Raw genomic sequence first — 12,712 nt, 5'->3', positions numbered from 1 at the left:
GTCAAGCACGGGAACGGTCTCTACTCATAATGTCATTAAAATGCTTCGATGATAGGCATGAACTTATCAACAGCCAGAGAAGCACCACCGATCAGACCACCGTCTACGTTCGGTTTAGAGAACAATTCCTTCGCGTTACCGGCATTTGCGCTACCGCCATACAGGATTGTGCAATCGTCAGCTACTGTGTTGCCATATTTAGCAGCCAGTGTAGCACGGATATGAGCGTGGATTTCTTCAGCCTGTTCTGCAGAAGCAGTCTTGCCTGTACCGATAGCCCAAACCGGTTCGTAAGCCAATACGATCTTACCGAAGTCTTCAGCAGAAAGATCGAACAATGATTCTTTGATCTGAGCGTCTACTACTTCGAAGTGTTTGCCTGCTTCTCTTTCTTCCAATACTTCACCGATACAGAAGATCGGAGTCAGACCGTTAGCCAGAGCCAGTTCAACTTTAGTTTTCAGGATAGCCGGAGTTTCGTGATAGTAAGCACGTCTTTCAGAGTGGCCGAGGATTACATATTTAGCACCTGTTGAAGCAACCATAGCAGCTGAAACTTCACCGGTGTAAGCACCTTTTTCCTTATCTGCACAGTTTTCAGCAGCTACACCGATCTTATCTGTATCGATAGCAGCAGCGATGCTTGCCAGGTGAGTGAACGGAGTACCGATGATTACATCACAGTTGATAGCTTTGCCTTTCAGGGCTTCGTTTAATCCTTTTGCTAATTCCAGGCCTTCCTGAAGAGTAGTGTTCATCTTCCAGTTTCCTGCAACAATATTCTTTCTCATGACTTAATTAATTAAATATATAAATACAATAAAATCTTTTTATTCTGCCTTGTCTTTACGTCTCCGGCGGAAACGAAAGAAGTCGTAAACCCAAACGAGCAGCAAAGGTACGGTAAAAGTTAATAGGATGGTTATTAGCCAGCCATCTTCTTTATCTTTTGTTTTATTTACGTCAAGATACTTCTCTACTTCGGCCTTTACATGTTCCTCATCGGGGATGTCGTTGTAATGCCATTTAGCCAGTACCGTTCCGTCTTTCAGCAAGACTAGGCCGGGATTCGAGCGGATGATCGTCTTCAGCAGCACTTCATCGGCCATACGGAACGGATATTCGGCTCCGGTGTTGTCGCTCCACTCGTCGATCACTTCCGGCGAAGATCCTGTGACGCAATAGAACGGTAAATCATATTCGAGGGCATAATCGTACACGCTGTTGATCTCGTCGATGCGTTCGTCGTCCGCCGTTTCCAGCTTCGGGGCGATCAACAGAAGGACAGGGTTCGGATTATGCAAGATATCTGCTGTCACATCGTCTCCTTCGGCATTGTAGATATTGAAGGATGCCACAGGCGGTTCATACCCTTTCTTCAACAGCTCGGTCTTCGACTCTACAAAAGTCCAGGTACTGTCATTCTCCGGATAATCTTCCAGTGAGAATTCTTTTTTAACACCATCTTTCTCGTAGACAAATGTATAACGGTATTCATCTTCGGGTGCCCCGTCGGGGATTTCCATCAGGGAAGGAATGTTCGCGCCGATCTTATACGGGCGGAAATCTATCACCGGCAGATGATTGTAATTCCGGTAAGCGAAGCCGATACCGAAGAAATAGGAAAACAACGCGATAAACCAGTAGACCTTAAAGGTGTAGCACTGGAACATCTTGCCGGAGTTCATAAACACCATAATGGCAGCGGCCGACAATACAAGGTTCTTGAAGAAGGTCTCCCAGTTGGAAATAACGATCGCATCACCGAAACAACCGCAATCGGACACCGGATTGAACAGCGCCAGATATAACGTCAGCGGTGTCATAAACGCCATGAAAAGCAGGACAAGGAAAGAGTTGTAACGGCGGTACACGCCCAACAACATGCAAACGCCCATAGCAAACTCGGCCGCCGAAAGGGCGAAAGAAGCAAGGACGGTAAAAGGCTGCAGGAAATCCAGTCCGAAAGAAGTCAGGTAATCGCCAATCTTAATGGCTCCCCCCATCGGATCGACCGCCTTCACAAAACCGGAAAAGATAAACACAACCCCGATCAGCAGACGGCTGCACTCTGTCAGTATTTTTATTGCAGTCTCTTTATAGTTCATATATTACTCTTCGCCGTACTCCAGTTTGATCAAACCGAACAGAGCGTAATTTATCATATCCATATAGTTGGCATCCACACCTTCCGAGACGATCGTCTTACCGCCGTGGCTTTCGATCTGCTTCGTGCGATAGATCTTCATCAGGATCAGGTCGGTATAAGAGCTGATACGCATACTGCGCCAGGCTTCATCGTAATCATGGTTCTTGGCATACATCAACTCTTTGGTCTCCGTTATGTACTTATCGTACAATGCCAACGCTTCCTCGTTTGTCATATCGGTGGTATCCGAAAAGCCCTTAGCCAGCTGGATCAATCCGATCACCCCATAATTAACGATGGCAACAAATTCGGGACGTATCCCTTCATCCACCATGCTCACCCCTTTTATCTCGAGGCTGCGGATACGGTTTGCCTTAATAAATATCTGGTCGGTCAACGACTGCGGACGCATGATCCGCCACGAGGGACCGTAATCTTTCAACTTCTTTTCGAACAACTCCCGGCATTGGGAGATCACTTTCTCAAACTGTTCTTTCGTATCAGCCATATCCTACATTTATTATGCCGCAAAGATAGTAAAAAAACAACAAAGGCACAGATGTATGATTTCATCCGTGCCTTTCCTTTATCTTAAAAATAACTTATTTACAACGGATGGAACGACCTAATTTTAACACGGTTGTTTTAGATATTCCGTTCATTTCGCACAACTTGCTTACTGTTGTTCCGTATCTGGCTGCTAATGCACCTAACGTATCGCCGCTTTTGATGCGATGATAAACAGGATCGGCAGTCTGGGTAGTAGAAGCATTACCTGTCAGTGAGGCAACCGGGGTTGCAGCTTCTACAGTTGTTGTTTTTGTAGTCTTAGCCGCTGTTGTCGTAACCTTTGCGGTAGTTTGCTTTGCTTCCGGTTTAGCTGCTACGCTGGCACTTCTGCCTGCACTGCAACGGATGGACTGACCCAGGCGGAGCATAGAAGTACTCTTGATGCCATTCAAACGGCAAAGTTCGTTCACTGTCGTTCCGTACATACGGGCGATCTTACCTAATGTATCTCCGGATTTCACACGGTGATAAACCATCTGGTCGCTTGAGGAAGTATAGATATTACTCTTGCGTCCGTTAATCTTTATATTATGAAATACATAAGTATCCTGGTGGGGAACTCCGTTTTCGAAGTCAATAATGTCGGCCGGGTTAAGAGCCTGTCCCAGAAAGCGGGTTTCGAAGTGAAGATGAGAGCCGGTCGAACGTCCGGTATTTCCACCTAATGCGATCGGATCGCCTGCACGTACAATATCATTTACATCGACAAGTGATTTGGATAAATGCCCGTAAACTGTTTCCAGTCCGTTCGGATGGCGAACTACCAGATAATTTCCATATCCGCGACGTTCGAAGTTACGGATACGTACCTTTCCGTCAAATGCTGCACGGATCGTATCGCCTACCTGAACTTTCAGGTCGATACCCTTATGCATACGACGACGGCGGGGGCCATATTTGGAGGTAACTTTAATCTGACTGTCTATAGGAAGAGTAAAAGCGGAACAATCGATTGCACAGGAGTCCGGCATCTCAATCTTTGAACCGCCGCGGAAAGGATCCACCCAACGGGTATCCCAGTTAGAACCGTATAATTCATCTGCCGGGAACAGTAAATCTTCTTTTGCTGCAAGTGATTCATCCACTCTTGCATTAATTTCTGCCAACTCTTTCAGTCCCATATCTTTCCGGATCGTTACGCGGTCAGCCATCAGTTCCGATACGCGCTTATCCATCTTTACGATATGGATTGTCTGCTTTGGTGTCTCTTTTCCTTCCGGATCCTTAGCTGATACAGCCGATACCATCAGGGAGGTACAGCAAACAAAAAGTAGTGTTCTTATCTTCATTTTTATCATTTTTCGAAATAGAATACAGGGGTAAAATAAGTCGTGAAACAGACCCTATTTTTTTACAAATCGACCAAAGTTCGTTATTTTGAGTAAGTTGACAAAATTCAATCCGGAAAAATTTCCGCAATGAAAGTGAAGATATTCAAAAGCGCCCGGCATTCACATTGAAATACAACCGTTTTAAAAGAAATATGTTTCACAACATATCAACTGATCATGCCCCAATTTATCTTCCTGGAAAAGAGCGTTTTTAACCTTTCGTTCAAAATCCGGTTAGGTTCGGATAACAATTCCGGGTCTTTGTCCAAAACTTCCAACGCGATATCCCGTGCATATTGGAGGATCTGTCCATCGGCTGCCAGGTTGGCTATTTTGAGGTCGAGCCCTTCACCGCTTTGCTGGGTTCCTTCCAGGTCTCCATGACCGCGAAGACGCAAATCGGCTTCGGCTATTTCAAAGCCGTTATTACTGTTCACCATAATTTCCAGCCGCTTACGCGTGTCGTTGCTTAATTTATAGGAAGAGACCAGAATACAATAGGACTGTTCCGCACCACGTCCGACACGTCCGCGCAACTGATGCAATTGCGACAGTCCGAAACGTTCGGCACTCTCGATCACCATGACGGAGGCATTCGGCACATTCACACCGACTTCGATCACAGTCGTCGCCATCAGGATATGGGCTTCGCCCGATATGAATTTCTGCATTTCCGCATCCTTGTCCGCAGCTTTCATCTTTCCATGAACCATACAGACCTTATACTCCGGAAAGACTTCCTTAAAAGTTTCGAAGCCATCTTCCAGGCTCTTATAATCGAGCTTTTCGCTTCCTTCGATCAAAGGATAGACCACATAGATCTGGCGGCCCAGCCCGATCTCCTTCCGCAGGAAATCATACAATTGGGCTTTCTTGTTGTCGTAGCGATGCATTGTCTGGATCGGCTTACGACCGGGGGGCAACTCATCAATGACGGAGACATCCAGGTCGCCGTATAGCGTCATGGCCAATGTCCGGGGAATAGGCGTCGCCGTCATCACCAGCACATGGGGAACAATGGCATTCTTTTTCCATAAACGCGAACGTTGTTCGACTCCAAAACGGTGTTGTTCGTCGATGATAGCCAGTCCCAGCGAAGAAAAAACGACTGTCTCCTCTATCAGGGCATGCGTTCCTATGACGATCTGGATTTCTCCGTTGGCAATAGCCGGAAGTATCGCATTCCGTTCTTTCTTTTTCGTAGAACCGGTCAATAAGGCGACACGGATATCCATATCCTTCAGAAATGCCATGACCGTAGCATAATGCTGGGTAGCCAATATTTCAGTCGGCGCCATCATACAGGCCTGGCAATGGTTATCGACAGCCAGCAACATAGAGAGCAATGCGACCAATGTTTTCCCGCTTCCCACATCTCCCTGCAACAAGCGGTTCATCTGCCGTCCGCTTCCCATATCGGCACGGATTTCTTTTACTACCCGCTTTTGTGCCCCAGTCAGTTCGAAAGGCAGGTAATCTTTATAGAAGGTATTGAAATAATTCCCCACGGTAGGAAAGACTATTCCTTTCAGCTTCAGTTTCCGGAGACTGGCAGTACGGAGGATATTTAATTGTATAAAGAAAAGTTCGTCAAACTTCAAACGTACCTGTGCCTGTTTGAGTTTCTCAGCCGATTCGGGAAAATGAATATTCCGGATCGCCTCTTTCAACGGCATCATCCGGATACGCGACAACACATCCGGGGGAAGTGTCTCGGGTAACTCCCAGTTCAACGCACTTAATAAGGTGTATTGCAGATTTTGTATCGCCTTCGAATGAAGGAACGATTTCTTCATCTTCTCCGAAGTATTATAGAAAGGGGTCAGCCCGGCCGCCACCTGCCCTTCCTGGTCTACCGGATCGATATCAGGATGGGGGATATTATAGATATGCCCGAATTCGGTGGGTTTACCGAAAACGATATACTCTGTACCAGTCTTATATTTATCCGTCACATAATTCAGCCCCTTGAACCAGACCAGATCGATCGTCCCCGTTCCATCCGTAAACTTAGCCACCAGACGACGGGTTCGTCCCTCGCCCACCGTATCATAATACAGGATACGCCCTTTCAATTGAATATAAGGCATATTTCCCGTAATCTCGGCCACCTTATAGAAACGGCTACGGTCAATATATTTATACGGAAAATAAAACAACAAATCTTCATACGAAGATATTCCGGCTTCTTTCCGTAATATCTCCGCTTTCTTCGGGCCTACACCCGGCAGATACATGAGGGATCGTTTGTCGAGATCAAGCATAGCTGTCTATTTGGACAGCGAATTTATTATTTTTATGGTCACAATGCAAATTTATAGCCGATAGAGAAATGCAGACGGGCACAATTTTGATTGATCCGGATATATACTATATATATTGTATATATGATATATTTATCGTATCTTTACCCAAAATTCAAAGTGATGGATACAGTAATACCAACAAATAAAAGAAAAGTAATCGATCTGAAAGACAATACCTTTAGATCATTATCCGTAATGGCGGCCCAACAAGGCACCAACCTTAAAAGGCTCATTGAAAACCTTTTAGATCGTACAGCAGAAGAGTATAACGATACGGCTATGTACCGAATGTTATCCGAACAAAGACCAGAAGGGAAAATGAAACTTAACCCACAGGAAAAGAAGGATTTTGAAAACTGGTTAGGATTGAATGCCGAATGAATGTAGATTTCTCTAAAGACTTTGAAAAAAGCGTCCGGAAATTATCCGGAAAAATGCTTTCATCTGTGAAAGAAGTGATCCAAGAAGTTATTGATGCGAAAGATCTGGATGATATAACGAACTGCATAAGACTGACCGGCTATGATTACGTATATCGGATCAGGATTGGGGATTATCGGGCTTTTTTCGTGTTTCATGTTCAAATTATTGGCGATACGGTAATGTTTGAATACTTGGTATCCAGAGGTGAAGCATACAACAAGAAAATGGAACAGAAGCTAAGAAGAAAAAACAAATAAAACTAAAGGGGACGAGAGTAGCTGAGTCAGCCCGGTTAATAAGCGATAGTCACAATGCAAATTTATAGCCGATAGAGAAATGCAGACGGGCACAATTTTGATTGATAAAGTTTTGAAGCCAAGAAACGCCGACATAATATTTATGATATTCGATACCACCTTCTACTGCTGTTCCTAGATTTAGAGGAGAAGCAAATCCGATAAAAGGCCCTGCATTCAAACGAACTTTCAAAGTATTATTTACAGGTATCCGAAAAGAGGCATACAGAGGGATATCCAAGCCAAAATTCCAATCGCCGGTTTTCTTATAAAATGAATAACAACACTTCGTTTTAACTGAAGTGTTGTTATTTTTATTATAATCAAATTCTCACAAAGGTAAGATTTTAAACGTCTCGCAATCAAAACTAGATTGATTATAAATGGAATTTATAGCCAACAGATACTCCAATTAAGAATTCCTGGCTATTTATACAATTTTGGAAGCAGTTTACGCTCAAAAAAAATCTTTTTACTTCCACACCAACTTCTGCTGTAGCACCAATCTGCAATTCAGACCCTGTGCCCAAATACGCACCACCATTCAAACGAAGGTTAGCCTTTTCATTTAAAGGTACATGGAATGATGCATAAACCGGAATATTTAAATCAATACCCCATGTACTATTGAAAATAGCTGATCCGTTAGCTGTATGAAACAAGAGTCCAGTCTGAATTGAAAACAACTTTGATTGCGGAAAATCTATATAGGCTCCTGCTTGAAGTCCCCAAACATCACCTCCCATAATTCCTGTACGCGCTTCAATATCGGCAGCTTGTACCTGACTAAAAATAGAGGATAATATGAATCCCATTAAAACTAATATCTTTTTCATTACTGACTAATTAGATAAGTTAATAATTAATACTTTTTATTTATATGAACAAATAATTTTTATTATAACGGGATTTCTCATTATTTATTATTAATTAAAGCCTGGAGTTGGCAAAGTAAAATAAATGCCACTACCATGATATTGCTTATACGATCCATCACTAGCTCTATTAGCAGAACTAAAAATCTTGCTTCTTTCAAAAATTCCGTCATATAACCATTCATCCCGTCTCTCATATTTAAAATCAATTGGAACTGTCACATCTGTCATTCCACTAGGATTTGTATAAATCAAATTTCTTGTTGCAGTCTTATCTTTACCTCCGTCTTTTTCAAGAATAATCAATGCATTTGTTTTTTGATAAGATGTCCAATTCGGTTGAATATTCAAGTTGAGCTGTTTTACCAAACCGACTTCGCCTAGCGACAAATTCAGTCTATATGTATTTATATACCCTTGTATTGGTAATCCCATACCACCGCCAGCATGTCCCCACATAAAATAAACCTCAGGACCTCCAGAGCCATCTTCTTCATAAACAGTCACTTCCCCTATGTGAACAGGATCCATTAAACCTAAGCGAGATTTACTCTGCATTTTATTTAACCATTCATTTGCTATTTCGCTATAAAAGAAAACTCCATTTTTATTTACATACTCGCCATTTTCAAAATCAGGCAATTCATCATAAGATGTTTCATTCACAGATATTATCCAGACTGTGTTTTTTTTCATAAAGTCTTGTGTAGTTCTTATTGTATCTACTCCTATTAGTCCATCCTCTAAATGAATTTTACATGCTTTATTATTATCGTTAGTTGCATATAATAATACAGGCTGGGTACATCCATCCCATTTTTCAGAAAAAGGCCAATAAATTTGAATATCACTATCTGATAAACAATTAAAAAAATCAGAACTAGACATTCCCGACTTTAATTGTTCTTGCTGTACATTTAATGCATCGGTCATTTTCTGCAGCAATAAAGAAGGCCCAGAAGTACGTTGTATTTTACTCAAAGAAGGTTTTAACAGATCTGTAAATCGATACTCTTCATCCAATCCATATTTTAGAGAACGTTCAACACCAGCTTTAACCTCATTCATCACTGTTTGATCAATTTCGATAGAAGCCAATAATTGAGCTACGGTTGATAACTCTACAGTATTTTCTACAGACTTAGTTCTAGGCATTCCATCAGGCACAGATACATTTTCCAAATCTTCGTTAGAACAAGAAGCCACCATAAAACAAAATACTGTGGCGACACATAATTTAAACACATTCATTTCATTAATAATTAGTTAGTAATTTTTATATTATATCAAAAACTTGTAATTCTAACTTATCAAAAGCATATAATTATTCTTCTATAGAAAAATTCCCCAAAAGAATATTTTCTTTATTTGCAATAATAAGTACATAGTCTCCTTTTTTCAAATCCAAACCCAGAGGAATAGCAACATGATTTCCACCAATTACTGAACTGAAAACCACATTTCCTGAAACATCTTCTATTAATATATCCAATGTTCCCAACTCTTCTGAAATCTCAAATTCTAACATCTGATTATCGATATATACTTCGATAAAAGGCTTTAGAGACCGAGATTGATCATCCAAATCAATCTTATCCCTTTTTGCAAAACCAGCCATTGTTACGCATAACAACGCCATAATTAATAGAAATCTTTTCATTATTCTAATTGTTCTATTTTCGGTAGCAAAGGTATAGAGTCTATGAACGAAAGAACAAATTTTAAACAGCAAATGCCATGTACAGTGAGCCAATTCCACAAAATACGATAACAAACAGATTATCAGACAACAAACACCCTCTGTACATATAATTATATATGTACAGAGGGTGTTTATACCCCATTCCAAAGTTATATTTAAAACTCGGAAATGACTTCTTCCAAGGTTATTCCTGTATTTTCCAAATACCCCTTTTTCCGGATCCTATAACGCTTACGATCAACAGATGTCGGTTGTATATCTAAGAATACAGCTAACTGCTGATTATTCAAACCTAATTTCAGTAAACAACAAAAACGCTTTTCTGTTTCAGTCAAACCAGGGAACTTCTTTTGCAAGCTATCCATAAAGAATGGATATGCCATTCGCAATAACTCATACAATGCCAGCCATTCCTGATCCGTCAACAGATTCTTTTTAGCGTCCTCTATCGATTGGGCATTTCGAATCATTTTTTTATATACATCCGAATTCTCCAATATACCCTTTCGGATACCTGATATTTTTTCACTTAACCCCTGCACTGCATATTCTTTCTCCTGCAATACATTATTTATTTCCATTTGTTTATTTCTCAACTTCTCATTTTTTTTAGTAAGACTATATTTATATTTAGCAACAAGAATAACAAACATCAAAAACACAAAAATACTACAAATGAAATATCGATAATATCCTAACTCTAATTTCGTATTTTCATTCAATATTTCTGCATATTCATATCGCTTTTCTGCTTTTAAAACATCTGTCTTAGCCTGTAATTCAGCAATGGAATCTGCAAAGTGGTTAAAACGTTCATAATAGTCCAACGACAAAGAATAATTACCCAATTCTTTTTCCAGCATATACGATCTGTATAATATTCCACCGGTCAGTGGTCGGTCAGCCGTTTTATGCAAAATAGCCATTTCTATATATTCACGTGCTTTAGCGTATTCTCCTTTTTCTGTATACAAATCAGCCAATGCCAAATAAGTCGGTGCACTGCCTGCTTCATCATAAGCTATCGATTTAAACAGATAATCTTCTGCCAACGAATAGTTCTTCATTTCTTTATAATTATTCCCCAACCGATTTGTCAAAGAACTCAACAATAAAGAATCATTCATAGGCAAAGCCTGTCGATAAGCTTTCTGAAAATATTTCGATGCCTCTTCATATTCTTTTTTTAACAGATAAAGCCTTCCAATATTCCGAATCGAATAAATATAATTTACACTATCATTCCCCTGCAGATAAGATTCACCACTCAGTAAAAGATAGCGTTCTGCCTCATCATAATTATCATCAAAATCATGTAATTCAGCAATCTTGTTATACAATTTCCCCATCAACAAATATTTTTTCGCTTTTTTCGCTATCTCCACCGCTTGTAAGTACGATTTCATCGCCCATTCGAAATCTGTTTCCTCTTCATAAGACATCCCCAAATACAACAAACAATTCATCTTTTCTTCCGGAGAACCATGCTTTTCAAAATACGCATTTGCCCGTTCCATCTGCGGGACAAACGGCATATCTTCACCCAACTGTTCAGACAATCGGGCATAAATCAAACAGAAATGAGCAAAGGCCTTATCATTCAGCACATCCGGATTCGTAATGCTCTCCAAAAGCACAAAAGCACTATCCGGTTTTTCGGACATAATCAGTTCTTCTGCATCTTTTATCTTTAAGCGGGCTTCGCTGTCTTTATTACAACCAAAGAACAGACAGGAAAGAAGGAATAGTAATACGGCGTTTTTCATAATTAATACTTGTGTGTTATTTGGAACGAAAATACGAATAAAATTAATTTGGACATCAATTATGGGAAAGAAATGATCTACCGAAGAAACTGAATTTTCCTGCCGATCTATTTGGGATTACTATACGTACTAATTTAAATTAGTACAGCGACTAATCAACGGTTGATAGACATCAGCCGAATGGCCGATAACCGTCAGCCGTATGGTTGATAATTATCGACCGTATGGCTGACAATTATCGGCCATTAATTTGAATAGGAGATTATTTAAAGTAGAATGGGATAAGCCCCTGATAACTAAGGTCTATTTCGAGAGAGGAAAGATATACAAATTCCCTGTATTTACAAATACATTCAACCATTTTTTTTCTTGAGCGGAAGCCGGGGAAACAGCTTTCTGAAACGGATCAGATAAGTCGTGACATTGCTTCCGGCAATAATGAGCGTGACGGCCAGAATGATCATCACAATGCCACAACCCAGCCGGGGTGTTAGCACTTCGCCGAAGATGGTAACACCGAAAAAGACAGCTGTCAAAGGCTCGAGAGCACCGAGTATGGCTGTCGGAGTAGAACCGATGTATTGTATGGCCTGCGTGGTACACAGGAAGGATATGGCAGTGGGAAAGATAGCCAAAGCGATCAGGTTACCCCACAGATACCAGTCATTGGCTATATGCAGGCTCCGCCCGAAATCCACACGGATCAGAAAAAGCGACACACCGAAAAGCAAAACGTAAAAGGTCAGCTTAAGAGTCGCTATATCTTTCAGCCTCGGACGGTTTACGCCTACGATATAAATAGCGTAGCTGAGTGCCGATCCCATGACCAGAAGGACACCCACCGTATTGAGTGTCGCACCGCTACCGGTTTGATAAAGCAACCCTATACCTCCTAATGCGAGCATTATGCAAAGGACGGTTTGCAAGGTCAATTTCTCCTTAAAAAGCAGCGACATGATCAGCGCAACCATGATCGGATAGACAAACAACAAGGTCGATGCAATGCCGGCTTCCATGTAATTATAACTTTGGAACAAAGCAAGCGAAGAGAAAGCTACCAGAAATCCCAGGACAACCAACGGCACCAAATCTCTCCGGCATAGCTTAAAATTCCGGCCTCTCGCCTTCAACATAATACCCAGCACCGGAATGGCAAACAGGTATCTGAAAAACAAAACAGAGTCAGGATCCATCCCCGCTTTATAAAGAGGAAGAGCAAAAAGAGGATTCATACCATAAGTGGCAGCCGCTATGGCTCCCAGCATGTATCCTTTCACCTTTGCATTCATATAAG

General features: G+C 41.3%; 12 protein-coding genes. 2 read left to right on the top strand and 10 right to left on the bottom strand.

Features of this window, described 5'->3' with window-relative positions:
- Positions 1-35 precede the first annotated feature (35 nt).
- The 5 genes from tpiA to recG all read right to left on the bottom strand — a co-directional run bounded on the left by tpiA (position 36) and on the right by recG (position 6,314).
- The gene (gene tpiA / locus HMPREF1536_RS11070) at positions 36-791 is read right to left on the bottom strand and encodes a triose-phosphate isomerase (protein WP_028728257.1); all 756 of its coding nucleotides are present in this window, start codon (positions 789-791) and stop codon (positions 36-38) included.
- Positions 792-830: 39 nt separating this feature from the next.
- Positions 831-2,108, bottom strand: coding sequence for a BT_3928 family protein (locus tag HMPREF1536_RS11065; protein ID WP_028728256.1), 1,278 nt, complete (start codon positions 2,106-2,108; stop codon positions 831-833).
- 3 nt (positions 2,109-2,111) lie between these two features.
- The gene (locus tag HMPREF1536_RS11060; protein WP_028728255.1) at positions 2,112-2,657 is read right to left on the bottom strand and encodes a DUF1599 domain-containing protein; all 546 of its coding nucleotides are present in this window, start codon (positions 2,655-2,657) and stop codon (positions 2,112-2,114) included.
- A gap of 94 nt (positions 2,658-2,751) precedes the next feature.
- The gene (locus tag HMPREF1536_RS11055) at positions 2,752-4,008 is read right to left on the bottom strand and encodes a M23 family metallopeptidase (protein ID WP_028728254.1); all 1,257 of its coding nucleotides are present in this window, start codon (positions 4,006-4,008) and stop codon (positions 2,752-2,754) included.
- Positions 4,009-4,217: 209 nt separating this feature from the next.
- Complete coding sequence (gene recG, locus HMPREF1536_RS11050) at positions 4,218-6,314, bottom strand: ATP-dependent DNA helicase RecG (protein ID WP_028728253.1); 2,097 nt, start codon at positions 6,312-6,314, stop codon at positions 4,218-4,220.
- Between the two features lie 162 nt (positions 6,315-6,476).
- On the opposite strand from recG, the gene HMPREF1536_RS11045 reads away from it, so the two are divergent.
- Together HMPREF1536_RS11045 and HMPREF1536_RS11040 are read left to right on the top strand one after the other, a co-directional pair.
- Positions 6,477-6,737, top strand: coding sequence for a hypothetical protein (locus HMPREF1536_RS11045; protein ID WP_028728252.1), 261 nt, complete (start codon positions 6,477-6,479; stop codon positions 6,735-6,737).
- A 65-nt stretch (positions 6,738-6,802) separates the two neighbouring features.
- A complete protein-coding gene (locus HMPREF1536_RS11040) occupies positions 6,803-7,036 on the top strand; it encodes a type II toxin-antitoxin system RelE family toxin (RefSeq protein ID WP_310591729.1) in 234 nt (77 codons plus the stop codon).
- A gap of 416 nt (positions 7,037-7,452) precedes the next feature.
- Here HMPREF1536_RS11040 and HMPREF1536_RS11030 read toward each other — a convergent pair whose 3' ends face one another.
- The 5 genes from HMPREF1536_RS11030 to HMPREF1536_RS11010 form a co-directional block, all read right to left on the bottom strand.
- Positions 7,453-7,911, bottom strand: a complete 459-nt coding sequence (locus HMPREF1536_RS11030) for a hypothetical protein (RefSeq protein ID WP_028728249.1) — start codon at positions 7,909-7,911, stop codon at positions 7,453-7,455.
- A 90-nt stretch (positions 7,912-8,001) separates the two neighbouring features.
- Complete coding sequence (locus tag HMPREF1536_RS11025; protein ID WP_028728248.1) at positions 8,002-9,201, bottom strand: hypothetical protein; 1,200 nt, start codon at positions 9,199-9,201, stop codon at positions 8,002-8,004.
- A 73-nt stretch (positions 9,202-9,274) separates the two neighbouring features.
- Complete coding sequence (locus HMPREF1536_RS11020; protein ID WP_028728247.1) at positions 9,275-9,610, bottom strand: DUF3244 domain-containing protein; 336 nt, start codon at positions 9,608-9,610, stop codon at positions 9,275-9,277.
- Positions 9,611-9,807: 197 nt separating this feature from the next.
- Positions 9,808-11,418, bottom strand: a complete 1,611-nt coding sequence (locus HMPREF1536_RS11015; RefSeq protein WP_028728246.1) for a tetratricopeptide repeat protein — start codon at positions 11,416-11,418, stop codon at positions 9,808-9,810.
- Positions 11,419-11,771: 353 nt separating this feature from the next.
- Positions 11,772-12,707 (bottom strand): DMT family transporter, encoded by a 936-nt coding sequence (locus HMPREF1536_RS11010; protein WP_028728245.1) that lies wholly within the window; start codon positions 12,705-12,707, stop codon positions 11,772-11,774.
- Between the last annotated feature and the right edge of the window lie 5 nt (positions 12,708-12,712).

Origin of the sequence: Parabacteroides gordonii MS-1 = DSM 23371, from assembly GCF_000969825.1 — a bacterium.
GTDB classification, from domain to species: Bacteria; Bacteroidota; Bacteroidia; order Bacteroidales; family Tannerellaceae; genus Parabacteroides; species Parabacteroides gordonii.
The sequence above is the reverse complement of the archived record's forward strand: the minus strand, read 5'-3'. Positions and strand labels throughout refer to the sequence as shown.